Raw genomic sequence first — 22339 nt, 5'->3', positions numbered from 1 at the left:
CTGGCGGGGCCGTGGCCTCAGGGCTGGCGGCGGAAGCGGGAGAAATCGGGCTTGCGCCGTTCCAGGTAGGCATTGCGCCCTTCCTGACCCTCCTCGGTCATGTAGAAGAGCATGGTGGCATTGCCCGCCAGCTCCTGGATGCCTGCCTGGCCGTCCACACCGGCGTTGAAGGCGGATTTGAGCATGCGCAGGGCGACGGGGGAGTGCTGCAGGATCTGGCGGCACCATTCCACGGTCTCCTGCTCCAGCCGTTCCAGGGGCACGACGGTGTTCACCAGCCCCATGTCCAGGGCCTGGGCGGCGTCGTACTGGCGGCACAGGAACCAGATCTCCCGGGCCTTCTTCTGCCCCACCACGCTGGCCATGTAGCTGGCGCCGAATCCGCCGTCGAAGGAGCCCACCTTGGGTCCGGTCTGGCCGAAGCGGGCGTTCTCGGCGGCGATGGTGAGATCGCAGATCAGGTGCAGCACATGCCCGCCCCCGATGGCGTAGCCGGCCACCATGGCGATCACGGGCTTGGGGCAGGAGCGGATCTCCTTTTGCAGGTCCAGGACGTTCAGGTGATGCATGCCCGTGTCGTCGTCCTTGTAGCCGGAATCGCCGCGCACCCGCTGGTCGCCGCCGGAGCAGAAGGCCAGATCGCCCTGCCCGGTGAGGACGACGACGCCGATATCGGGGTCGAAGCGGGCGTCGGCCAGGGCGCGCTGCATCTCCATGACGGTGCGCGGGCGGAAGGCGTTGCGCACCTCCGGTCGGTTGATGGTGATCTTCGCGATCCCCTCCGCCTTGTGGTAGAGGACGTCCTGGAAATCCCCGGAGTGGTCCTGCCAGTCGGCGGCGGGCTGGATGCTGGATTCGGCTGCTGTGGTCATGGGCTCTCGACGGGATGGATGGTTTCGTTTGGGGTGGCCCGGGCGGCGCGGGTGAGCACGCCGGCCACCGCTTCCGGGGCCTGGGCGTGGCAGTTATGCCCCAGGCCTTGCAGTTTGACAAGGGTCAGCCCGGGACACCGGGCCGCCAGCGCCTCCCCCAGGGCGCTGAAGCGGGTGTCCTTTTCTCCGGCGATGTAGAAGACTGGTGCCTCCAATGACGCCAGTTGTGGGCGCAGATCCGGCTGGCCGGCAAGACCCGCCGCCTCCAGGACGCGGGCCAGGGTATGGGGATCATGGCCTGCGCGGGCATCGATGAAGCGCCGGCGGGTGTCCGCATCCAGGTCGGCGAAGACCGGTTGGCGGTACCAGTCCTGCAGCAGATCCGGCCAGGGATCCTGCTGGAAGCGGCGGATCCAGGCAGCGTCCTGCCGGCGGCGGTCCTGGCGCGAGGCGGCGTCCGTCAGGCCGGGGTGGGCCCCCTCCAGCACCAGGGCGGCGATGCGCTCCGGGTGCTGCAGGGCCAGGGCGGCGGCGATACGCCCGCCCATGGAATACCCCGCGAGCACGAACCGTTGCGGCAGGTCCGGGGCCAGGGCCTCCCAGGTGTGGTGGCAGTAGCTGGCGAAGTCCGCCCCCCCGGCCAGCCAGGGGGGCAGATGGCCGTCGTGGCCCGGCAGGTCCGGGAGACGGCAGTCAAAGGCATCCCCCAGGACGGCGGCCACCGCCCCCCAGTCGGCGCCCCGGCCCATGAAGCCGTGCAGGCAGACCACCACGGGTCTTCCGGGGGCGGCGCCGGAAATCCGCTGCGGGATCGTCATTGGCTCAGCCGGTCTCCGTCTCCTGCAGGCGTTGCAGCAGGAGGTTCAGGTGTCCGGCCCCGTGTTGCGGCGGGAAGCGCAGTTCGATGAGGGTCGCCCCGGTGCGGGCACAGGCGGCGTCGTAGGCCGCGGCCAGGGCCTCTGGGGTATCCGGCCGGGCGTAGTCCAGACCGAACTGGGCCGCGGCCTGGGCGAAGTCCAGGCCGTGGGGGAGCTGGAAGAAGGGTTCGAAGTGGGGCCCCTGGTCCCGGGCCGGGAGCAGCTGGAAGATGGCGCCGCCGTCGTTGTTCAGGGCCAGGATCACCAGTGGCGACGGGCTGCGTGCCGCCAGGTGCAGGCTGTTGAGATCGTGCAGCAGGGACAGGTCCCCCAGCACCAGGGTGACGCCGGCGCCGTGATGCCGGGCGAAACCGGCGGCGGTGGCCACCAGGCCGTCGATGCCGCTGGCGCCGCGGTTGGTGAGCACGGGGTTGCCGTCCCCGGGGGCGGCAACCAGGTCCAGCAGGCGCACGCTCATGCTGTTGCCCGGGAGGAGGGCCATGCCGCGGGGCAGTCTCTGGGTGATGAGCCGCACCGCCGTGAGTTCCGAGAAACGGGCCTCCAGGGTGGCTTCCAGGCCGGCGTTTACGGTCGGCTTCGCCGTTTCCAGCGGCGCGGCGGGCGGCAGGGACAGGGCCTCGCAAAAGGCCGGGATGGCGGCCTGCAGGTGCCGGGCGCGGCGCTGGGGGTCGAGGGGGGCGCTGTGCTCGCTCACCAGCCAGTATGCCCCCTCAAAGCCGGCCAGCCACTGGTTCAGGCGTTTGCCGGTGAGCCGGCCGCCGAACTGGATCACCTGCCGGATCCCCGCAAGGGCGTGTCGTCCCGCGGGTGTGGCCAGCCAGAGCTCCGCATAGGGCAGGATACGGGGATGATCCAGCAGGCGCAGCTGGCTGCCGATGTCGGCCAGGATGGTGGTGCCGGTGCGCTCGGCCAGGTGCAACACGGCCCGGGCCTCCTCCGGCAGGAGCTGTCCCGCCACCAGCAGCGCCGGTGTCTGCGGGGGCGTTTCGGGGACTGCCACCGCCGGGACGGAGGGGGTCGTTTCGGAGACGGGACGCACGTCGGAGCGCCAGGGCCCGAAGTCCGCCCGCTGCGAGGTGCCGTAGAGGGGATCGCGGAAGGGGGCGTTGAGGTGCACGGGACCCCGGTCCGGGCCGTGCAGGGCGGCGCAGGCCCGGTCCAGGGCCTGGCTGAGCCAGCCGGCGGACACGGCCTCGTCCGCGGGGGGCAGGTCCGCGGCCGCGCGCACGTGGCGGGCGAAGAGGCCACTCTGCTCGATGGCCTGGTTGGCGCCGCAGTGGAGCAGCTCCGGCGGCCGGTCGGCGGTGACCGCCACCAGGGGCACATGGGTCTGGAAGGCCTCCACCAGGGCCGGATGCAGGTTGGGCACGGCGGTGCCGGAGGTGGTGATCAGGGCCACGGGGCGCCCCCGGGCCTTGGCCAGGCCCAGGGCGAAGAAGCCCAGGCCGCGTTCGTCGAAGTGGGTGTGCAGGACCAGGTCCGGGCGCTGCAGGTTTGCGGCGGCCAGGGTCAGGGGGGCGCTGCGGCTCCCGGGGGCGATGCATAGGTCCCGGATACCATGATCATACAGCCGCTCCAGGATCAGCCGCGACCAGGCCTCGTTGATGTGGCTGAAGGGGGCCCGCATGGTATCAGCCTCCCACCACGGAGAGGAGGGTTTCCAGCTTCGCTTCCAGTTCGTTCCATTCCGCCTCGGGGCAGGAGCCGTCCACGATGCCCACGCCGGAGTAGAGCATCATGCGATTGCCCTCCACCAGGGCCGAGCGGATGGCCACAGCGAATTCCGCATGCTGCGGGGAGACCACGCCGACGGTGCCGCTGTACCAGCCCCGGGGGACCGGCTCCCGCTCCAGGATCAGGTCCCGGGCCTCGCGTCGGGGAAAACCGCATACCGCGGGGGTGGGATGCAGGGTGCGCAGGAGCTGTTCGTCCATGACCCCGGGGCGCAGGGTGGCACACAGGGGGAGGTAGCGGTGCTGGATGCGGTCCAGTTTCACCACACCGGCGTGCTCGGGGGTCTCGGCGCGGGTGACCCAGGGGGCGATCTGGTCGTGCACGTAGCGGGTCACCAGTTCGTGTTCGTGCACCAGCTTGGGATCGTCCAGGAGCAGGCGTTCCAGGCGCCGGTCCTCCTCCGGGGTCTCGCCACGGCGCACCGTGCCCGCCAGGGATTCGGTGCACACCCGCCGGTCGATGCGGCTGAAGAGGCGTTCGGGGGAGCAGCCCATGAAGAACTGGCCGTCCCGCTCCAGGGCGAAGCAGAAGCTGCCGGTGCTGCCGGCTTGCAGCCGCCGCAGGGTGGTGAAGGCGTGCAGGGGGGCATCCAGGTGCAGCAGGACCCGCCGGGCCAGGACCGCCTTGCGCAGGGATCCGGCGGCGATGCGTTCCAGGATGGCATCGATGTGTCCGGCGCAGGCGGGGAAGTCCATGTGATCCTCCCGCCGGGTGATGCGCACTGGTGGATCCAGCGGGGGATCCGCGTCGAAGCGCAACTGGCAGAGGGCGGCAATGAGGCGGGTCTTCTCCCGTACAAAGTCCCGCTGCGATTCCGCCAGCAGGTTCACCGCCAGGCGGCAGCCGGCCTCGTCCTGGCGCAGCTCGATGGCGGGGAGCACGAACAGGGCTGCGGGAAACCGCGCCCAGGCCTCCCGGCCGGGACGGCCGTCGAAGGAGACCCCGCCGACGAAGAAGGCATCCTCGTCACCGATGAGGGTGTTGATGCGGTGGAGCACGGCGGCATAGTGGGCCTCGGAGCGGGCCTCCAGGGTGCATGCAGAACCCAGACCTGCCAGGGCGAGGGTGTGGTCCCGGTTGCGCCAGTAGCAGCGCGGAGGCTGTTCGTTGGCCTGCAGCCAGAGGAGGGGGTCCATGGGCGGCAGGGACACGCTGGCCCGCAGCAGGGTACCGCCCCGGAATTGCCAGTTCTTGATGCGGCCCAGCAGGTCGGCCACCGCCCGGTCGTGGGCCGTGCCCTGCGCCGGGGTGTCGCGGGAGGTCACCGGCGGTTTACCGGAATCCACGGGCCCTCCTCCTCGCGATGCCGGACGTCGGCTGGGTGATGACACGGGCGATCCTCTGAAAGCAATGGCGTACCCGGCGGTGGCGCCACGGTCGGTCTCGGTCCAGGGAGGCGGGAGGCCGCCGGCGCACCTTCACCGCCCCTTGCGGGATCGTACCGCAGCGGGCGCGCTGTGTGGGAAGGGCGGGTTCGCCGGGACCGCTGGGTCCATGTCCCGACACGGTCCGAATCTAGCGCACGGCCCCGGAAAAGGACCATGACGTATATCAGATCGGTCCCGCAGCGGCAAGTTCAGCCCCGCGGGCGCGCCGGTTGAAACCCTGGCGGGCGGCCCCATCTTGTTCTGTAATCCAAGAAATCGATCCGAGGGTTTTGCCGTCATGCGCATGGACAAGTTCACCAGCAAATTCCAGACGGCACTGGCCGATGCCCAGTCCCTGGCCGTGGGCCGGGATCATCAGATGATCGAGCCGGTGCACATGATGATCGCCCTGCTGGACCAGGAAGGGGGGGCCGTGCGGCCCCTGCTGGCCCGGGCCGGGGTCAATGTCAACCTGCTGCGCTCCCAGTTGGGGGAGGCCCTGGAGCGACTCCCCCGGGTGGAGGGTTCAGCCGGCGAGGTGCACATCTCCAACGACCTGGGCCGCCTGCTGAATCTCTGTGACAAGAAGGCCCAGGAGCGCAAGGACCAGTTCATCTCCTCCGAGCTGTTCGTCCTCGCCGCCCTGGAAAGCAAGGGCGCGCTGGCGGACATGCTGACCCGGGCCGGGGCCACGAAAGAGAAGCTCGCCGAGGCCGTCGACGCCCTGCGCGGCGGCCAGCGGGTGGAGGACCCCAATGCCGAGGAGCAGCGCCAGGCCCTGGAGAAGTACACCATCGACCTCACCGAACGGGCCGAGCAGGGCAAGCTGGACCCGGTGATCGGCCGGGACGACGAGATCCGCCGCACCATTCAGGTGCTGCAGCGGCGCACCAAGAACAACCCGGTGCTCATCGGTGAGCCCGGTGTGGGCAAGACCGCCATCGTCGAGGGGCTGGCCCAGCGCATCGTCAACGGCGAGGTGCCCGAGGGGCTCAAGGACCGCCGCCTACTGGCCCTGGACATGGGGTCCCTCATCGCCGGGGCCAAGTTCCGCGGGGACTTCGAGGAACGCATGAAGGCGGTGCTCAACGACCTGGCCAAGCAGGAGGGCCGGGTGATCCTGTTCATCGACGAACTGCACACCATGGTGGGGGCCGGCAAGGCCGAGGGCTCCATGGACGCGGGCAACATGCTCAAGCCCGCCCTGGCCCGGGGTGAACTGCACTGCATCGGCGCCACCACCCTGGACGAGTACCGCAAGTACATCGAGAAGGACGCGGCTCTGGAACGGCGCTTCCAGAAGGTGCTGGTGGACGAACCCAACGTGGAGGACACCATCGCCATCCTGCGCGGCCTGAAGGAGCGTTACGAGGTGCACCACGGGGTGGAGATCACCGACCCGGCCATCGTCGCCGCCGCCACTTTGTCGCACCGCTACATCACCGACCGCCAGTTGCCGGACAAGGCCATCGACCTGGTGGACGAGGCCGCCAGCCGCATCCGCATGGAGATCGACTCCAAGCCCGAGAGCATGGACCGCATGGAGCGCCGCCTGATCCAGCTCAAGATCGAGCGCGAGGCCCTGAAGAAGGAGTCGGACGATGCCTCCCGCCGGCGCCTGGAGGCCCTGGAGGAGGAGATCGGCCGCCTGGAGCGGGAGTATTCCGACCAGGAGGAGATCTGGAAATCGGAGAAGGCCGCCCTCTCCGGCACCGCCGCCATCAAGGAGGAACTGGAACGGGCCCGGGTGGAACTGGAGACCGCCCGCCGTGCCGGCGATCTGGGGCGCATGTCGGAGCTGCAGTACGGCCGCATCCCCGAGCTGGAGCGCCAGCTGGACATGGCCGCCCAGGCGGAGATGTCGGAGATGCGCCTGCTGCGCAACAAGGTCTCCGATGAGGAGATCGCCGAGGTGGTCTCCCGCTGGACGGGGATCCCGGTCTCCAAGATGCTGGAGAGCGAACGGGACAAGCTGCTGCGCATGGAGGAGGCCATCACCCAACGGGTGGTGGGCCAGGACGAGGCGGTGCACGCGGTGTGCAATGCCATCCGCCGCGCCCGCGCCGGGCTCTCGGACCCCAACCGGCCCAACGGCTCGTTCCTGTTCCTCGGCCCCACGGGCGTGGGCAAGACCGAACTCACCAAGGCCCTGGCCGCCTTTTTGTTCGACACCGAGGAGGCCATGGTGCGCATCGACATGTCCGAGTTCATGGAGAAGCACTCCGTGGCCCGGCTCATCGGCGCGCCCCCCGGCTACGTGGGCTACGAGGAGGGTGGTTATCTCACCGAGGCGGTGCGGCGCAAGCCCTTCTCCGTGATCCTGCTGGACGAGGTGGAGAAGGCCCATGCCGATGTCTTCAACGTGCTGCTGCAGGTGCTGGATGACGGCCGCCTCACCGACGGCCAGGGGCGCACCGTGGATTTCCGCAACACGGTGATCGTCATGACCTCCAACCTGGGCTCCCAGATCATCCAGGACATGGCCGGGGAGGAGAACTACGCGCAGATGAAGTCGGCGGTGATGGAGGTGGTGGGCGGTCATTTCCGCCCCGAATTCATCAACCGCGTGGACGAGGTGGTGGTCTTCCACCCCCTGGGGCGCGAACAGATCCGTTCCATCACCCTCATCCAGTTGGAGCAGCTGCGCCGGCGTCTGGCGGACCGGGACCTGGCCCTGGAGGTCAGCGATGCCGCCCTGGACCGCCTGGGCGAGGCCGGTTTCGATCCGGTCTACGGGGCACGGCCCCTCAAGCGGGCCATCCAGCAGCAGCTGGAGAACCCCCTGGCCCAGCGCCTGCTGCAGGGGGCATACGGTCCCGGCGACACCATCCGGGTGGACGCCGACGAGCAGGGGCTCACCTTCCCCGAGGCGGCCCGGGCCGCCTGAACGCGGCGGGCCGCCCGGCCTTGAGCCGGGTGGCCCGCCCCCTGTACCCTCACCCCCATGAGCGAGACACTGCAACTGACCGGGGAACTGGTCCAGAAACTCCAGGAAGTCCTGGTGGCCCACGACGAACGCTGCCACGATCCCCTCGTGGCCGTGCAGTACATGGCCGCCGTCACCGGCTATCTCCTGGCGGCGCAACCGGTACCCGAAGAGAAGCGTGCGGAATTCCTGGACCATCTGGACGCCTTCATGCGCCAGGTGCACGCGGACCTGCGCGCCCAGCAGGCGGCACCGTCCGGGGACGGCCAGGGACCCGGGGCCCCCTGAGGCGCCGCTCTCCCTCTCCGTCCGGGATCGTCTTCCCGTGGCGGGGGGGACGCAGGCGGGCCCCCGCCTGCGGCGGCATTTCAACCCCGCAGCCCCGCCCCCGCGGGGCCGCAGCATCCGGCAGCCCTCATTCCCCGGCCCCCGGGCCGGCTGGTTTCGGCATCATGGCAGATCGAAGACTGAAGGTGTTCTACACGGTGGCGCGGCTGCTGTCCTTCACCCGGGCGGCGGAGGCCCTGCACATGACCCAGCCGGCGGTCACCTTCCAGGTGCGCCAGCTGGAGGAGTATTTCAACACCCGCCTGTTCGACCGTGCCCACAACCGGGTGAGCCTCACCGAGGCGGGGCGCACCGCCTATTCCTATGCCGAACGCATCTTCGAGATCTACGAGGAGATGGAGAACGCCATCCGGGAGATCACCGGGGACGTCAGCGGTGCCCTGTCCCTGGGGGCCAGCACCACCATCGCCGAGTACATGCTCCCGGCCCTGCTGGGCCAGTTCAAGCGCAGGTATCCGGAGGTGAACGTGCGCCTGCGGGTCTCCAACTCCGAGGGCATCCTCTCCATGGTGGAGAACAATGTCATCGACCTGGGGGTGGTGGAGGGGCCGGTACAGAACCGCAACCTGCACGTGGAGCGCTGCCGTCTGGACCAGCTGGTGGCCATCGTGCCGCCGGGGCATCCTTTGGCCGACCGGTCGGTGCTCGGCGTTGCCGAACTCATGCCCCATCCCTTCATCTGCCGGGAGGAGGGGTCCGGGACCCGGGAGGTGATCGCGGACTATCTGCAGCAGCAGGGCCTGGGCCGCAACGCCCTGGCCGTCTGCCTGGAGCTGGGCAGCCCGGAGGCCATCAAGGGGGCCGTGGAGGCGGGCATGGGGGTCTCCATCCTCTCCCGCGCCACCCTGGACAAGGAGCTGGCCCTGGGGCGCCTGGTGGCCATCCCGCTGGATCCGCCCCTGACGCGGCAATTCTCCTTCGTGCATCAGCGCCAGAAGTTCCGCGTGCGGGCCATGGAGGAACTTCTGGGCTTTGCGCGCGACTACTGTGAGGGACAGACCGGGGCACCGCAACCGCCCGCCCCCTGAGGCCGGGGCCCCGAAGGACGCAGGAGCCGGTGATGAAGCAGTATGCGGTGGTGCAGCACAGCCATGCGGAGTTCCTGGGGCTGATCGAGACCCAGCTGGAGCAGCGGGACATCGGCTTTCGGTACTTCCGGCCCTTCGTGGGGCCGGACCTGCCCGGGGCGGCGGCCCAGTTCGATGGGTTGTGGCTCCTGGGCGGACCGCAATGGCCGGCCGACCTGGAGGAGGAACTGGGCCTGATCCAGGCCTTCCGCGCGGCTCGGCGCCCTGTGGTGGGACTGGGTCTGGGGGGGCTCCTGGTGGCCCGGGCGGCTGGCGGCCTCCCCCGGGAGGACGCGGGATCCACCTGCGGCTTTTGCACCGCCCGCCGTACCGAAGCCGGGGCGGGGGATGCCCTGGCCGAGGCCCTGGACGGCCGTGAGGTGCTGGTGCTGCGCCAGGGCGGGGTGGACCTGCCGCCGGGACTGGAACCCCTGCTGGTGGATGATCAGGGCCGCTGGCTGGCCATACGCCCCGATGCACTCACCTATGGCCTGTTGTGTCGGCCGGAGATGAAGCCGGGTATGCTGGAGGACTTGGTCATGGACCCGCACCATGAGCCGCCTGCGGACATCGGCGATTGCCTGGACCAGGCCCGGACCCGATGGCCCGCCATGCAGGAGACCACGGACAGGGTGGTGGCGGCCCTGGTGTCGGAGTTGCAGTTGATGCGGGAGCGCCGCAAGATGCCGGTCTTCAGCCTGAAGGTGGAGTGAATCCTGGTGATGTCCGCAAACCATGCCGCCCCCAGGGATCCGGAGACGCGCCTGCGACGGATCCTGCGGCGTCTCCCCCAGGCGCAGCGGGAGACCCTGGTCTCCTTCGCCGAGTTCCTGGCCCAACGCCATCCCCCAGAGGAGGCCCCGTTGCCGGAACCGGAGGCGATCCCGCGGCCCCGGGAGGAGACGGTGGTCAAGGCCATGAAACGACTCTCCGCCACCTATCCCATGCTGGACAAGTCCCGGCTGCTGAACGAGACCTCGGCACTCATGAGCCAGCACGTGATGCAGGGGCGCCCGGCGCAGGAGGTGATCGACGAACTGGAGACCCTCTTCGCCCGCCATTACCGCCGGTTGTGCGGGGAGGAAGAATGATGCATATCCTGCGGCGCTGGTATGACCGCCATTTCTCCGATCCCCAGGTGGTGATCCTGGCCTTCTTGCTGACGCTGGGGTTCGCCGTGGTCATCTTTGCCGGCCGGCTCCTGGCCCCGCTGCTGGCCAGCATCGTCTTCGCCTATCTGCTGGAGGGGGCCGTGCGTCATCTGCAGATGTGGCGCCTCCCGCGCATGGTGGCAGTGATCCTGGTGTTTCTGGTGTTCCTGGCCCTGCTGGTGGCCACCCTGCTGCTGGTGGTGCCCGTGCTCGGCCAGCAGATCACCCAGCTGGTGGAGGAACTGCCCAACATGGTGGCCCACGGCCAGAACCTGCTGCTGCAGCTGCCCGAGCGTTATCCCCAGATCGTCTCCGAGGAACAGGTGCGGGAGATCATGGGTGCGATCCGCGCCCAGACCATCGCCCTGGGGCAGCAGGTGGTGAACCTGACCCTGGCCTCGGCCATGCACATCGCCACCATCATGGTCTACCTGGTGATCGTGCCCCTGATGGTCTTCTTCCTGCTCAAGGACCGGGATGCCATCCTGGGCTGGATCACCGGTTTCCTGCCCCGGGACCGCGGCCTGGCCAACGAGGTGTGGGAGGAGGTGAACCTGAAGATCGCCAGCTACGTGCGCGGCAAGTTCATCGAGATCCTCATCGTTTGGGCCGCCAGTTACCTGACCTTCATCTTCCTGGATCTCAACTACGCCCTGCTGCTCTCCTTCATGGTGGGGATCTCGGTGATCATCCCCTATGTGGGGGCGGCGGTGGTCACCCTGCCGGTGGCCATGGTGGCCTACTTCCAGTGGGGGCTGGGCAACGAGTTCACCTACGTGCTGGTGGCCTATGCCATCATCCAGTTCCTGGACGGCAACGTGCTGGTGCCGCTGCTGTTCTCGGAGGTGGTAAATCTGCACCCCGTGGCCATCATCGCGGCGGTGATCCTCTTCGGCGGGCTGTGGGGGCTCTGGGGGGTCTTCTTCGCCATCCCCCTGGCCACCCTCATCCAGGCGGTGATCCGTTCCTGGCCCCGCTACGGCGACGAGGACCGGCCCCGGGAGGAGGGGCCCGTCTAGGCCCCTAGAGGGTCTCCGAGGCGTAGTCCGCCAGGCGGGAGCGTTCGCCCCGCAGCAGGGTGACGTGTCCGGCATGGGCCCAGGGGCGGAAGCGGTCCACCACGTAGGTGAGGCCCGAGGAGGTCTCGGTGAGATAGGGGGTGTCGATCTGGGCGATGTTGCCCAGGCAGATCACCTTGGTACCGGGGCCGGCCCGGGTGATGAGGGTCTTCATCTGCTTGGCGGTGAGGTTCTGGGCCTCGTCCAGGATGATGAAGCGGTTGAGGAAGGTGCGCCCGCGCATGAAATTCATGGAGCGGATCTTCACCCGGTTCATCAGCAGTTCGTTGGTGGCGGCGCGCCCCCAGTCGCCGCCGCTCTCCGAATGGGTAAGGACCTCCAGGTTGTCCATCAGGGCCCCCATCCAGGGGGTCATCTTCTCCTCCTCCGTCCCCGGCAAAAAGCCGATGTCCTCCCCCACCGGTACGGTCACCCGGGTCATGATGATCTCCCGGTAGCGGTTCTCCTCCAGGGTCTGGGCCAGGCCCGCCGCCAGGGTGAGCAGGGTCTTGCCGGTGCCGGCGGTCCCCACCAGGGTGACGAAGTCCACCTCCGGGTCCATGAGCAGGTTCAGGGCGAAGTTCTGCTCCCGGTTGCGGGCGTTGATCCCCCACACCGTGTGGCGTGCCCCGGTGTAGTCCCGGGCCATCTCCACCCGGGCGGTGTCCCCCTGGATCTCCCTTACCACCGCCACAAAGGCGGGGTCGTCAGGCCGGTAGAGGAACTGGTTGGGATGCCACTGCTCGGTGATGGGACCGCTGATGCGGTAGAAGGTGCGCCCCTCCTCCTGCCAGGAGTCCATGGTCTGCACGTGGCGGTCCCAGAAGTCCGCCGGCAACTCGCAGGTGCCGGTGTACAGCAGGTTGACGTCGTCCAGCACCTGGTCGTTGTAGTAGTCCTCGGCGTGGATCCCCAGGACCGCGGCCTTGATGCGCAGGTTGATGTCCTTGGACACCAGGGTGACGCACTGGTCGGGACGCTCCTTCTGCAGCGACAGGGCGGTGTTGAGGATGGTGTTGTCCGGAGTGGTGCCCGGCAGGGTGTCCGGCAGCTGGCCGGTGAGGCTTCGGGTCTGGAAGTGCAGATGCCCGCTGGCGCCGAAGGCGGCGGGACCTTCAAAGTGCCCGGCATCCAGGGGCAGCCCCCGGGCGATGTCCGAGTGGCTGGCCTCCTCCATGAGGTCGTCGATGAAGCGGCTCACCTGGCGTACGTTGCGCGCCACCTCGGAGACCCCCTTCTTGCCCCGGTCCAGCTCCTCCAGCACCACCATGGGCAGGTAGATGTCGTGTTCCTTGAAACGGAACAGGGCGGTGGGGTCGTGCATGAGCACATTGGTGTCCAGGACGAACAGGCGCCGGCCGTGGATGTCCTTCTTCACCATGTGGTTTCCACCATGGTCGGGGTCTCCGGGGTTGGGCTACAGGGTCTTCAGGGCCGCGAGCACCTGCTCCACGTGTCCCGGCACCTTCACCTTTATGTGGGGGCGGCGGTGGTCACCCTGCCGGTGGCCATGGTGGCCTACTTCCAGTGGGGGCTGGGCAACGAGTTCACCTACGTGCTGGTGGCCTATGCCATCATCCAGTTCCTGGACGGCAACGTGCTGGTGCCGCTGCTGTTCTCGGAGGTGGTAAATCTGCACCCCGTGGCCATCATCGCGGCGGTGATCCTCTTCGGCGGGCTGTGGGGGCTCTGGGGGGTCTTCTTCGCCATCCCCCTGGCCACCCTCATCCAGGCGGTGATCCGTTCCTGGCCCCGCTACGGCGACGAGGACCGGCCCCGGGAGGAGGGGCCCGTCTAGGCCCCTAGAGGGTCTCCGAGGCGTAGTCCGCCAGGCGGGAGCGTTCGCCCCGCAGCAGGGTGACGTGTCCGGCATGGGCCCAGGGGCGGAAGCGGTCCACCACGTAGGTGAGGCCCGAGGAGGTCTCGGTGAGATAGGGGGTGTCGATCTGGGCGATGTTGCCCAGGCAGATCACCTTGGTACCGGGGCCGGCCCGGGTGATGAGGGTCTTCATCTGCTTGGCGGTGAGGTTCTGGGCCTCGTCCAGGATGATGAAGCGGTTGAGGAAGGTGCGCCCGCGCATGAAATTCATGGAGCGGATCTTCACCCGGTTCATCAGCAGTTCGTTGGTGGCGGCGCGCCCCCAGTCGCCGCCGCTCTCCGAATGGGTAAGGACCTCCAGGTTGTCCATCAGGGCCCCCATCCAGGGGGTCATCTTCTCCTCCTCCGTCCCCGGCAAAAAGCCGATGTCCTCCCCCACCGGTACGGTCACCCGGGTCATGATGATCTCCCGGTAGCGGTTCTCCTCCAGGGTCTGGGCCAGGCCCGCCGCCAGGGTGAGCAGGGTCTTGCCGGTGCCGGCGGTCCCCACCAGGGTGACGAAGTCCACCTCCGGGTCCATGAGCAGGTTCAGGGCGAAGTTCTGCTCCCGGTTGCGGGCGTTGATCCCCCACACCGTGTGGCGTGCCCCGGTGTAGTCCCGGGCCATCTCCACCCGGGCGGTGTCCCCCTGGATCTCCCTTACCACCGCCACAAAGGCGGGGTCGTCAGGCCGGTAGAGGAACTGGTTGGGATGCCACTGCTCGGTGATGGGACCGCTGATGCGGTAGAAGGTGCGCCCCTCCTCCTGCCAGGAGTCCATGGTCTGCACGTGGCGGTCCCAGAAGTCCGCCGGCAACTCGCAGGTGCCGGTGTACAGCAGGTTGACGTCGTCCAGCACCTGGTCGTTGTAGTAGTCCTCGGCGTGGATCCCCAGGACCGCGGCCTTGATGCGCAGGTTGATGTCCTTGGACACCAGGGTGACGCACTGGTCGGGACGCTCCTTCTGCAGCGACAGGGCGGTGTTGAGGATGGTGTTGTCCGGAGTGGTGCCCGGCAGGGTGTCCGGCAGCTGGCCGGTGAGGCTTCGGGTCTGGAAGTGCAGATGCCCGCTGGCGCCGAAGGCGGCGGGACCTTCAAAGTGCCCGGCATCCAGGGGCAGCCCCCGGGCGATGTCCGAGTGGCTGGCCTCCTCCATGAGGTCGTCGATGAAGCGGCTCACCTGGCGTACGTTGCGCGCCACCTCGGAGACCCCCTTCTTGCCCCGGTCCAGCTCCTCCAGCACCACCATGGGCAGGTAGATGTCGTGTTCCTTGAAACGGAACAGGGCGGTGGGGTCGTGCATGAGCACATTGGTGTCCAGGACGAACAGGCGCCGGCCGTGGATGTCCTTCTTCACCATGTGGTTTCCACCATGGTCGGGGTCTCCGGGGTTGGGCTACAGGGTCTTCAGGGCCGCGAGCACCTGCTCCACGTGTCCCGGCACCTTCACCTTGCGCCATTCGTGTCGCAGGATGCCGTCCCGGTCCACCAGGAAGGTGCTGCGCTCGACGCCTCGCACCGGTTTACCGTACATGTTTTTCTGTTTCATGACGCCGAACAGCTCGCATACGGTCTCCTGCTCGTCGGAGAGCAACTGGAAGGGGAAGCCGTACTTGTCCTTGAAGCGTTCGTGGGAGCGGATGCCGTCCCGGGAGATGCCCAGCACCGTGGCCCCCGCCTCGGTGAGCCGGGCGTAGTGCTCGGTGAAGTCCCGGCCCTCGGTGGTGCATCCGGGGGTGTCGTCCCGGGGGTAGAAGTAGAGTACCAGGTGTTGCGACCCCAAAAGGTCCGAGAGACGGAGTTCGCCACCCCCCGTGGCCGGTAGGGTGAAATCGGGTACGGGCTTGCCCACTTCCACCTGAGACATGGTCCGAAGGCCTCCTCTTTGGGCTTGGCGGCCGCAGCCCGGGGCGGATCCCGGGGCTTCAGGCCTTGTAGGGTTCGATCACTCCGTCCAGGTTGAGTTCGTCGCACAGGTCGAGAAAGTCATCCCGCAGGGCGGCGATGTGCTCGCTGACGGGGATCTCCACCCCCAGGTGGGCCGTGAACATGGGGGTCCCGGAGGGGGCGGCGGTGTAGCTGCGGGTGTCCATCTCCTGCACGCTGACCCCGCGCGCGGAAAAGAAGGCCACCAGCTGGTGCAGGATGCCCGGCTGATCCAGGGCGATGACATCCACGGAATAGGGCAGGCTGTGGTTCTCCCGGGGCGGTGGCGCGGTGCGCCGCCACTGGATCTCCAGACCCTGGGAGCGCAGCCCCTCCAGGGCCCCTTCCAGCTTGCTCAGGGTGTTCCAGTTGCCCGAGACCAGGAGCGTGGCGGAGAAGGCGTCGTCCAGAAGGGCGCTGTGTCCGTCCCGGATGTGACAACCGGCCTCCATGACCGCCCGGGTCAGGCGGTCCAGCAGGCCGGGGCGGTAGTCCCCCATGACGTTGATGAGGAGGCGGTTGGCGCGGTGATGACGGGCGGCATGGGGCATGGGGGCTGAAGCGGGTTCCTTGCGGCTGGTGGGGGGGGACCGGCGGGGCATGTGCCGGCATCCGAGGTCAAGGGTAGCAGTTCGCCGGGGGACTGCCTACGGGGCGGCGCTTGATGGGGGCAGGGGGGCACTTTACTATGTGAGGCTGCTTTTGGTGCGGAGGTTTCGATGTTTCACGGCAGCATGGTGGCCCTGGTCACGCCCATGAACGAGGACGGTTCCCTGAACCGGGAGGCGCTGGAGGGGTTGGTGGAGTTCCACGTGGAGGGTGGCACGGATGCCATCGTCGCGGTGGGCACCACCGGTGAGTCGGCCACCCTGGACGTCTCCGAACATTGTGCCGTGGTGCGCCAGGTGGTGGCGTGTGCGCGCGGCCGTGTGCCGGTGATCGCCGGCACCGGGGCCAATGCCACCGCGGAGGCCGTGGAACTCACGCGCCTGGCCATGGAGGCCGGGGCCGATGCCTGCCTGTTGGTGACCCCGTATTACAACAAGCCCACCCAGGAGGGGCTCTACCGCCACTTCAAGACGGTGGCGGAGGCGGTGCCCATCCCCCAGATCCTGTACAACGTCCCCGGCCGCACGGGGGTGGATCTGTTGCCGGAGACGGTGGCGCGCCTGGCCCCCGTGTCCAACATCGTGGGCATCAAGGAGGCCACGGGGGATCTGGAGCGTGTCCCCCGTCTGTTGAAGTTGTGTGGTGATCGCCTGGATCTGTACAGCGGTGAGGATCCCACCTCCCGGGAATTCATGCTGGCCGGTGGACGGGGCAGCATCTCGGTGACGGCCAATGTGGCCCCCGCGGCCATGCATGCCATGTGCCGGGCGGCCGTGGCCGGGGACCGGGACGCCGCCGGGGCGGCGGAGGCCCCGATCCGGGATCTGCACCGGGCCCTGTTCGTGGAATCCAATCCCATCCCGGTGAAATGGGCACTGTACGAGATGGGCCGCATCCCCCCGGGCATCCGGCTGCCCCTGACCCCGCTCTCGGAAACACACCGTGAACCCCTGCGCCGCGCCCTGCAGGCGGCGGACATCCCCCTGACCCGTTGAGATTCATGAACGTATCCCCGCTGCTTGCAGTGTCCCGGCCCCTGTGGCCGGCATTGGCCGCTGCCCTCCTGGCATCCGGTTGTGGAACCCTGGGTGAACGCGACAGCGCCGGCCGGGAGGGACTCGATCCCGACCTGGTGGTGCCCCCGGATCTGGTCATGCCGCAGACGGATCCCGCCTTCCGCATCCCGGAGGTGGGCGGCGCCCCGGTGGCATCCGGCGGTGTGGACGAGGGCGACGGGAGCAGGCGGGTCCTGCCCGAGCCTGAGGGCATGACCCTGCACCGCGAGGGCAGTGTGCGCTGGCTGGAGGTGGAGGATCTGCCCCCCGAGGCCCTGTGGGGGCGTCTGGTGGCGTTCTTCGACTCCGAGGGGATTGAGTTGCAGCGCAATGACCCCCGTCGGGGGATCCTGGAGACCGTCTGGCTCGAGTCCGGCGCGGATGCCCCCGTGGAGGGTGGGTTGCGCCGGCTCTTCGCCGGGATCTTCGGCAACACCTACGACGCCGGTGTGCGTCATCGCTATCGCCTGCGGGTGGAACCCACGGGTGCCGGGGCCGCGGTCTTCGTCAGCCATCGCGGCCTCGTGGAGGTGGCCGAGCGGGAGGATCTGGTGCGCTGGGCCGTGGCCCCGCCGGACCCGGAGGCGGAGGCGCGCATGCTGGTGCGCATCATGGTATCCCTGGGCGAGGATCCGCAGCAGGCGGCCGAAGCGGTGACAGGGGCCGCCGACGGGGCACCGGAGGCGGTGCTGCGGGACGGGGAAGAGGGCACCGAGCTGTTGGTGCGCGGGGACTATGATCCGGTCTGGCGGCGCATGGGGGTGGTCCTGGACCGGGCATCCCTCCTGGTGCAGGACTACGACCGGGAGGCCGGGCGCTACGAGGTGATCTACCGCCCCGTGGAGCAGGAACGCCCGTCGGGCGGTTTCCTCTCCCGGCTCCTTGGGAACGGGGACGGCCCCGCCCTGGAGGACGGTGGCCGTTACCGGCTCCACCTGCAGCGTCAGGACGATGGGGTGGCGGTCTCCGCCCGTGGTGGCGACGGCGGGGCCCTGTCCGCGGAGATGTCCCGGGCCCTGCTGGAGCGGGTGCGGGATGCCTTCCGCGGCGAGGGGACGGCGACCCGCTGATCCCGGTCCCCGGGATGACCTCAGGCCGCCGGGGGATCGCTCTCCTTGTCCCGCTCGATGAGGGCGTAGGCCGAGTGATTGTGGATGGACTCGAAGTTCTCCGAGGCCACGGAATAGGCCGCGATGCGGTCATCGGCATTGAGACGCACGGCGATGTCCCGCACCAGGTCCTCCACGAACTTGGGGTTGTCGTAGGCGTGTTCGGTGACGTACTTCTCGTCGGGGCGTTTGAGCAGTCCCCAGAGCTCGCAGGAGCCTTCCTCCTCCACCAGATCGATGAGTTCCTCCACCCAGACGAAATCCCGGATGCGCGCCTCCACGGTGACGTGGGAGCGCTGGTTGTGTGCGCCGTAGTCGGAGATGCCCTTGGAGCAGGGGCAGAGGCTGGTGACCGGCACCAGCACCCGGATGGTCAGCTGCGGCTGGCCGTCACGGATCTCCCCGATGAAGGTCACGTCGTAGTCCATCAGGCTGCACACGCCGGAGACCGGGGCGGGCTTGTTGACGAAGTAGGGGAAGCTCATCTCGATGTGCCCCGCCTGTGCCTCCAGGCGCCGCGCCACCTCATGCAGCATGAGCTTGAAGGTCTCCACGGTGATCTCCCGCTCGTGGGCGTTGAGGATCTCCACGAAGCGGGACATGTGGGTCCCCTTGAAGTCATGGGGCAGGTTCACGTACATGGCGAAACGGGCCACGGTGTGCTGCTCCCCGCCACTGCGGTCGCGGACCCGCACCGGATGGCGGATGTCCTTGATGCCCACCTTGTTGATGGGGATGCGCCGGGTGTCGGCGCTGGACTGCACGTCCGGTATGGCGGACTGGATGACTTTGGGGACGAGGGTGCTCATATGGGGGCTTTTCCTCAGGAGTCTTCCGAGTAGCGGACGCAGGCGCGCTCCGTCTCCCAGAGGGTGACGGCGCTGACCTGCACCCCGGGGGCGTCCAGACGCCCGGCCATCTCCTGGAAGAACCACGCCGCGATATGCTCCGCGGTGGGGTTGATGTCCCGGAAGGGCTCCAGGTCGTTGAGGTAGCGGTGGTCCAGGTGGCCGGCGATCTCCCGGGCCAGGGCCTTGACGGTCTTGAAATCCACCGCCATGCCCAGGCGGTCCAGGCGTGTGGCCCGCACCTCCACCTCCACCTTCCAGTTGTGGCCGTGGAGCCGGGCGCAGTCACCGGGATAATCTCTTAGGGTGTGCGCCGAGGCAAAGTCGGTCAGCACCTTGAGGGTGTATGTGGGCACTGCAGGGATGCTTTAGTGTATTACTTGGATAATACGCGGCCGGCGGGGTGGGCACAAGCCCGGTCCGTCCCCAGTCGGGCGACGATGGCGGCCTCCACGTCGTCCGCGGTGAGGCCTGCATCCTGCAGGAGTTCCTCCCGCGTGCCCTGGCCCTGGAAGCGGTCCGGCAGGCCCAGTTGCAGCAGCGGCACGGAGAAGGCATGGGCGCTCAGGCACTCGGCCACGGCGCTGCCGGCGCCTCCGGCCACCACGTTGTCCTCCACGGTAACCAGGAGTTCGTGGTTTCGGGCCGCCTCCAGCACACGGGCCTCGTCCAAAGGCTTGACGAAGCGCATGTTGATCACCGTGGCATCCAGCCGTTCCCCCGCCTCCAGTGCCGCCGCCAGGGGGGTGCCGAAGGCCAGGATGGCCACCCGGCGCCCCTCGCGGCGTACCTGGGCCTGGCCCAGAGGCAGGGGGATGAGGCCCTCTTCCGGCAGGGCGCCCGGACCGCGGCCGCGGGGGTAGCGCACGGCGCAGGGGCGTTCCAGCAGGAAGCCGGTGGAGAGCATGCGCCGGCATTCCGCCTCGTCCGCCGGGGCCATGACCACCAGGTCCGGGATGCAGCGCAGGAAGGACAGGTCGAAGCTGCCGGCATGGGTGGGCCCGTCGGGGCCCACCACCCCGGCGCGGTCCACCCCCAGGACCACCGGCAGCCCCTGCAGGGCGATATCGTGCACCAGCTGGTCATAGGCTCGCTGCAGGAAGGAGGAGTAGATGGCCACCACCGGCCGCATCCCCTCGCAGGCCATGCCGGCCGCCAGGGTGAGGGCGTGCTGCTCGGCGATGCCCACGTCGATGTAGCGTTCGGGGAAGCGCCGGGCGAACTCGGTCATGCCCGAGCCCTCGCACATGGCGGGGGTGATCCCCACCAGGCGCTCGTCCGCGGCGGCCTGATCGCACAGCCACTGGCCGAAGACCTCGGTGTAGGTGGGGGCCGCGCTCCCCTTGCCGTTCTGGACCCCACGCTCGGGATCGAAGCGGCCCACGCCGTGGTAGGTGCACGGATCCTTCTCCGCCGGTTCATAGCCGTGACCCTTGTGGGTGACCACATGCAGCAGCTGCGGCCCCTCCATGGAATGGAGGTTGCGCAGCATCTTCACCAGCCCCTCCAGGTCGTGACCGTCCACGGGGCCGTAGTAGTTCAGTCCCAGTTCCTCGAACAGGGTGCCCGGGGTGATCATGCCCTTGACGTGCTCCTCGGCGCGGCGCATGAACTCGCGCATGGGGGGCAGCCGGTCCAGCACCCGCTTGCTGCCCTCGCGCATGGAGGAGTAGATGGGGCCGGAGAGCAGGCGCGCCAGGTAGCGGTTCATCGCCCCCACGTTGGGGGAGATGGACATCTTGTTGTCGTTGAGCACCACCAGCAGGTCGGCCTTCTCGTCGCCGGCGTGGTTCAGGGCCTCGAAGGCCATGCCCGCGGTCATGGCGCCATCGCCGATGATGGCCACCGCCTTGCGCCGTTCCCCCTGTTGGCGTGCCGCCAGGGCCATGCCCAGGGCGGCGCTGATGGAGGTGCTGGAATGGCCCACGCCGAAGGTGTCGTAGGGGCTCTCGTCGCGTTTGGGAAATCCGGAGAGACCGTCCTTCTGGCGCAGGGTGGGCATCCCCTCCCTGCGACCGGTGAGGATCTTGTGGGTGTAGCTCTGATGGCCCACGTCCCACACCAGCCGGTCGTGGGGGGTGTGGAAGGCGTAGTGCAGGGCGAGGGTCAGCTCCACCGTCCCCAGATTGGCCGCCAGGTGGCCCCCGGTGCGGGAGACGGATTCCAGCAGGAAGGCGCGCAGTTCATCCGCCAGGGCGGGCAGCTCGTCCACCGGCCAGTCGCGAAAGTCCTCCGGCGAGTGGATGCGGGAGAGCAGGGGGTAGGGATCCGTCGGGGTCATTGCTCTGCCATCGGGCGAAAACCTTCATTATCAGCGGGGGCGTGCGGGTGTGCAAGCAGCGGGTCAGTGGATGCGCTCGACAATGTAGCGGGCGATCCAGCGCAGCAGTTCCGCCTCGTCCCCCAGCGGGGAGACCGCCTCCAGGGCCCGGTCCACCAACTCCCGCGCCTGCGCCTTGGAATCCTCCAGGCCGATGAGGGCCGGATAGGTGGCCTTGTCCCGGGCCTGGTCGGAGCCCTGGGTCTTGCCCAGGGTCTGGGTGTCCCCTTCCACGTCCAGGATGTCGTCCTGGATCTGGAAGGCCAGGCCGATGCACTTGGCGAAGCGGTCCAGACCCTTCAGCACCTCCGGCGTCGTCTCCGGCTGGCTCAGGGCCCCCAGGGCGACGGCGGACCGGATGAGGGCGCCGGTCTTGTGGATGTGCATGTCCTCCAGCTCGGCGATGTCCAGCTGCCGCCCCGCCGAGACCAGATCGATCCCCTGGCCCCCCACCATGCCGCGGGAACCGGCGGCCTGGGCCAGTCGTCCGACCATGCGCAGGCGGGCCGCCGGGTCCGGCACCATGGCGGGGTCGGTGGCCAGGATCTGGAAGGCCAGGGCCTGCAGGGCATCCCCCACCAGGATGGCGGTGGCGTCGTCGTAGGCCTTGTGGCAGGTGGGTTTGCCGCGGCGCAGGTCGTCATCGTCCATGGCCGGGAGGTCGTCGTGCACCAGGGAATAGACATGGATCAGTTCCACGGCGCAGGCGGGCCCATCCAGCTGTTCCAGCGGGACCCCCAGCGCCATGCCGGTGGCATAGGTGAGCACGGGACGGATGCGCTTGCCCCCGTCCAGGGCGCTGTAGCGCATGGCCTCATGCAGGCGTCCGGGGAGGATGTGGCTTTCGGGAAGCCACCCCTCCAGGGTGTTCTCGAGCCGCTGTTGCAGTTCGGGGATGCGTGGATGCACTCAGTCTTCTCCGTCCGGGCCCGGCTGTGCGGGCGTGTCGAAATCGGTTTCCGCATCCTCCCCGGTGAGCTGGCGCACCTTCTGTTCCGCCTGCTGCAGTGCCTGCTGACAGCGCCGGGTGAGGGCGATCCCCCGCTCGAATTCCTGCAGGGCGGTCTCCAGGGGAAGTTCCCCCTGTTCCATGCGCTCCACCAACTGTTCCAGCGCCTCCAGGTCCTTCTCGAATCCGGCCAGATCGTCCGGCGGGGTGTCGCATGCGGTTGCGTCAGAGGTCATGCGGATCTCGTCTTGCAAAAGGATAATA

At 68.6% G+C, this 22339-nt stretch carries 21 protein-coding genes and 1 pseudogene; 9 read left to right on the top strand and 13 right to left on the bottom strand.

All coding sequences use genetic code 11. The annotated features are described in order from the left end of the window. Positions 1–17 precede the first annotated feature (17 nt). The 4 genes from menB to CKO33_RS03745 are packed head-to-tail and all read right to left on the bottom strand — an operon-like array spanning position 18 to position 4770. Positions 18–872: a 1,4-dihydroxy-2-naphthoyl-CoA synthase gene (gene menB, locus CKO33_RS03760; RefSeq protein WP_200179438.1), complete on the bottom strand. Its 855-nt coding sequence runs from the start codon at positions 870–872 to the stop codon at positions 18–20. After that, on the bottom strand, positions 869–1690 hold the full coding sequence (gene menH, locus CKO33_RS03755; RefSeq protein ID WP_200179436.1) for a 2-succinyl-6-hydroxy-2,4-cyclohexadiene-1-carboxylate synthase: 822 nt from the start codon (positions 1688–1690) through the stop codon (positions 869–871). Before menH ends, menB begins: the two co-directional genes overlap by 4 nt. A 4-nt stretch (positions 1691–1694) precedes the next feature. Then, positions 1695–3377 (bottom strand): 2-succinyl-5-enolpyruvyl-6-hydroxy-3-cyclohexene-1-carboxylic-acid synthase, encoded by a 1683-nt coding sequence (menD, locus tag CKO33_RS03750; protein ID WP_200179434.1) that lies wholly within the window; start codon positions 3375–3377, stop codon positions 1695–1697. A gap of 4 nt (positions 3378–3381) precedes the next feature. Beyond that, positions 3382–4770 carry an isochorismate synthase gene (locus tag CKO33_RS03745; protein WP_338081723.1) on the bottom strand — a complete coding sequence of 463 codons (1389 nt, stop codon included), beginning with the start codon at positions 4768–4770 and terminating at the stop codon, positions 3382–3384. A gap of 379 nt (positions 4771–5149) precedes the next feature. Between CKO33_RS03745 and clpB the strand changes: the two genes are divergently transcribed. From clpB to CKO33_RS03715, 6 genes are all read left to right on the top strand, one after another. Then, positions 5150–7738 (top strand): ATP-dependent chaperone ClpB, encoded by a 2589-nt coding sequence (clpB, locus tag CKO33_RS03740; protein ID WP_200179432.1) that lies wholly within the window; start codon positions 5150–5152, stop codon positions 7736–7738. Between the two features lie 57 nt (positions 7739–7795). Next, positions 7796–8065: a hypothetical protein gene (locus CKO33_RS03735; RefSeq protein ID WP_200179430.1), complete on the top strand. Its 270-nt coding sequence runs from the start codon at positions 7796–7798 to the stop codon at positions 8063–8065. A gap of 164 nt (positions 8066–8229) precedes the next feature. Then, complete coding sequence (locus tag CKO33_RS03730) at positions 8230–9153, top strand: LysR family transcriptional regulator (RefSeq protein WP_200179424.1); 924 nt, start codon at positions 8230–8232, stop codon at positions 9151–9153. 32 nt (positions 9154–9185) lie between these two features. Beyond that, entirely contained in the window at positions 9186–9905 is a 720-nt protein-coding gene (locus CKO33_RS03725) for a type 1 glutamine amidotransferase family protein (protein ID WP_200179422.1), read from the top strand. A gap of 9 nt (positions 9906–9914) precedes the next feature. After that, on the top strand, positions 9915–10283 hold the full coding sequence (locus tag CKO33_RS03720; RefSeq protein ID WP_200179420.1) for a Crp/Fnr family transcriptional regulator: 369 nt from the start codon (positions 9915–9917) through the stop codon (positions 10281–10283). Further along, positions 10280–11362, top strand: a complete 1083-nt coding sequence (locus tag CKO33_RS03715) for an AI-2E family transporter (RefSeq protein ID WP_200179418.1) — start codon at positions 10280–10282, stop codon at positions 11360–11362. The genes CKO33_RS03720 and CKO33_RS03715 overlap by 4 nt, the downstream gene beginning before the upstream one ends. Before the next feature lie 4 nt (positions 11363–11366). Here the strand turns inward: CKO33_RS03715 and CKO33_RS03710 are convergent, their stop codons facing one another. After that, a complete protein-coding gene (locus tag CKO33_RS03710; protein ID WP_200179412.1) occupies positions 11367–12782 on the bottom strand; it encodes a PhoH family protein in 1416 nt (471 codons plus the stop codon). A 93-nt stretch (positions 12783–12875) separates the two neighbouring features. Between CKO33_RS03710 and CKO33_RS03705 the strand changes: the two are divergent. After that, positions 12876–13199, top strand: a pseudogene (locus CKO33_RS03705) (AI-2E family transporter); the annotation flags it as partial. 4 nt (positions 13200–13203) lie between these two features. Here CKO33_RS03705 and CKO33_RS03700 read toward each other — a convergent pair. The 3 genes from CKO33_RS03700 to CKO33_RS03690 are packed head-to-tail and all read right to left on the bottom strand — an operon-like array spanning position 13204 to position 15736. Continuing rightward, positions 13204–14619, bottom strand: coding sequence for a PhoH family protein (locus tag CKO33_RS03700; RefSeq protein ID WP_200179412.1), 1416 nt, complete (start codon positions 14617–14619; stop codon positions 13204–13206). A 36-nt stretch (positions 14620–14655) separates the two neighbouring features. Beyond that, a complete protein-coding gene (locus CKO33_RS03695; protein WP_200179410.1) occupies positions 14656–15126 on the bottom strand; it encodes a peroxiredoxin in 471 nt (156 codons plus the stop codon). Positions 15127–15184: 58 nt separating this feature from the next. Then, positions 15185–15736, bottom strand: a complete 552-nt coding sequence (locus CKO33_RS03690; protein WP_200179408.1) for a glycine cleavage system transcriptional repressor — start codon at positions 15734–15736, stop codon at positions 15185–15187. Between the two features lie 168 nt (positions 15737–15904). On the opposite strand from CKO33_RS03690, the gene dapA reads away from it, so the two are divergent. Together dapA and bamC are read left to right on the top strand one after the other, a co-directional pair. Then, complete coding sequence (gene dapA, locus CKO33_RS03685; protein ID WP_200179406.1) at positions 15905–16789, top strand: 4-hydroxy-tetrahydrodipicolinate synthase; 885 nt, start codon at positions 15905–15907, stop codon at positions 16787–16789. A 5-nt stretch (positions 16790–16794) separates the two neighbouring features. Continuing rightward, the gene (gene bamC / locus CKO33_RS03680; protein WP_200179404.1) at positions 16795–17919 is read left to right on the top strand and encodes an NlpB/DapX family lipoprotein; all 1125 of its coding nucleotides are present in this window, start codon (positions 16795–16797) and stop codon (positions 17917–17919) included. A 20-nt stretch (positions 17920–17939) separates the two neighbouring features. Here bamC and folE2 read toward each other — a convergent pair whose 3' ends face one another. From folE2 to CKO33_RS03655, 5 genes are all read right to left on the bottom strand, one after another. Beyond that, complete coding sequence (folE2, locus tag CKO33_RS03675; protein WP_200179402.1) at positions 17940–18767, bottom strand: GTP cyclohydrolase FolE2; 828 nt, start codon at positions 18765–18767, stop codon at positions 17940–17942. A gap of 14 nt (positions 18768–18781) precedes the next feature. Next, on the bottom strand, positions 18782–19162 hold the full coding sequence (gene queD / locus CKO33_RS03670) for a 6-carboxytetrahydropterin synthase QueD (RefSeq protein WP_200179401.1): 381 nt from the start codon (positions 19160–19162) through the stop codon (positions 18782–18784). Positions 19163–19182: 20 nt separating this feature from the next. Then, complete coding sequence (dxs, locus tag CKO33_RS03665) at positions 19183–21087, bottom strand: 1-deoxy-D-xylulose-5-phosphate synthase (protein ID WP_200179399.1); 1905 nt, start codon at positions 21085–21087, stop codon at positions 19183–19185. A gap of 63 nt (positions 21088–21150) precedes the next feature. Continuing rightward, a complete protein-coding gene (ispA, locus tag CKO33_RS03660; RefSeq protein WP_200179397.1) occupies positions 21151–22035 on the bottom strand; it encodes a (2E,6E)-farnesyl diphosphate synthase in 885 nt (294 codons plus the stop codon). Further along, positions 22036–22311, bottom strand: a complete 276-nt coding sequence (locus CKO33_RS03655) for an exodeoxyribonuclease VII small subunit (RefSeq protein WP_200179395.1) — start codon at positions 22309–22311, stop codon at positions 22036–22038. Between the last annotated feature and the right edge of the window lie 28 nt (positions 22312–22339).

This window comes from Ectothiorhodospira mobilis (assembly GCF_016584115.1).
Taxonomy (GTDB): domain Bacteria; phylum Pseudomonadota; class Gammaproteobacteria; order Ectothiorhodospirales; family Ectothiorhodospiraceae; genus Ectothiorhodospira; species Ectothiorhodospira mobilis.
The sequence above is the reverse complement of the archived record's forward strand: the minus strand, read 5'-3'. Positions and strand labels throughout refer to the sequence as shown.

Bases quoted from the DNA above. Each gene is read 5' to 3' on its own strand.
- CKO33_RS03730 (WP_200179424.1), top strand. From the start codon at position 8,230: ATGGCAGATCGAAGACTGAAGGTGTTCTACACGGTGGCGCGGCTGCTG.
- CKO33_RS03655 (WP_200179395.1), bottom strand. From the start codon at position 22,311: ATGACCTCTGACGCAACCGCATGCGACACCCCGCCGGACGATCTGGCC.
- dxs (WP_200179399.1), bottom strand. From the start codon at position 21,087: ATGACCCCGACGGATCCCTACCCCCTGCTCTCCCGCATCCACTCGCCG.
- CKO33_RS03710 (WP_200179412.1), bottom strand. From the start codon at position 12,782: ATGGTGAAGAAGGACATCCACGGCCGGCGCCTGTTCGTCCTGGACACC.
- menD (WP_200179434.1), bottom strand. From the start codon at position 3,377: ATGCGGGCCCCCTTCAGCCACATCAACGAGGCCTGGTCGCGGCTGATC.
- CKO33_RS03690 (WP_200179408.1), bottom strand. From the start codon at position 15,736: ATGCCCCATGCCGCCCGTCATCACCGCGCCAACCGCCTCCTCATCAAC.
- menB (WP_200179438.1), bottom strand. From the start codon at position 872: ATGACCACAGCAGCCGAATCCAGCATCCAGCCCGCCGCCGACTGGCAG.
- menH (WP_200179436.1), bottom strand. From the start codon at position 1,690: ATGACGATCCCGCAGCGGATTTCCGGCGCCGCCCCCGGAAGACCCGTG.
- CKO33_RS03725 (WP_200179422.1), top strand. From the start codon at position 9,186: ATGAAGCAGTATGCGGTGGTGCAGCACAGCCATGCGGAGTTCCTGGGG.
- CKO33_RS03700 (WP_200179412.1), bottom strand. From the start codon at position 14,619: ATGGTGAAGAAGGACATCCACGGCCGGCGCCTGTTCGTCCTGGACACC.
- CKO33_RS03715 (WP_200179418.1), top strand. From the start codon at position 10,280: ATGATGCATATCCTGCGGCGCTGGTATGACCGCCATTTCTCCGATCCC.
- folE2 (WP_200179402.1), bottom strand. From the start codon at position 18,767: ATGAGCACCCTCGTCCCCAAAGTCATCCAGTCCGCCATACCGGACGTG.
- clpB (WP_200179432.1), top strand. From the start codon at position 5,150: ATGCGCATGGACAAGTTCACCAGCAAATTCCAGACGGCACTGGCCGAT.
- dapA (WP_200179406.1), top strand. From the start codon at position 15,905: ATGTTTCACGGCAGCATGGTGGCCCTGGTCACGCCCATGAACGAGGAC.
- CKO33_RS03695 (WP_200179410.1), bottom strand. From the start codon at position 15,126: ATGTCTCAGGTGGAAGTGGGCAAGCCCGTACCCGATTTCACCCTACCG.
- CKO33_RS03735 (WP_200179430.1), top strand. From the start codon at position 7,796: ATGAGCGAGACACTGCAACTGACCGGGGAACTGGTCCAGAAACTCCAG.
- bamC (WP_200179404.1), top strand. From the start codon at position 16,795: ATGAACGTATCCCCGCTGCTTGCAGTGTCCCGGCCCCTGTGGCCGGCA.
- CKO33_RS03720 (WP_200179420.1), top strand. From the start codon at position 9,915: ATGTCCGCAAACCATGCCGCCCCCAGGGATCCGGAGACGCGCCTGCGA.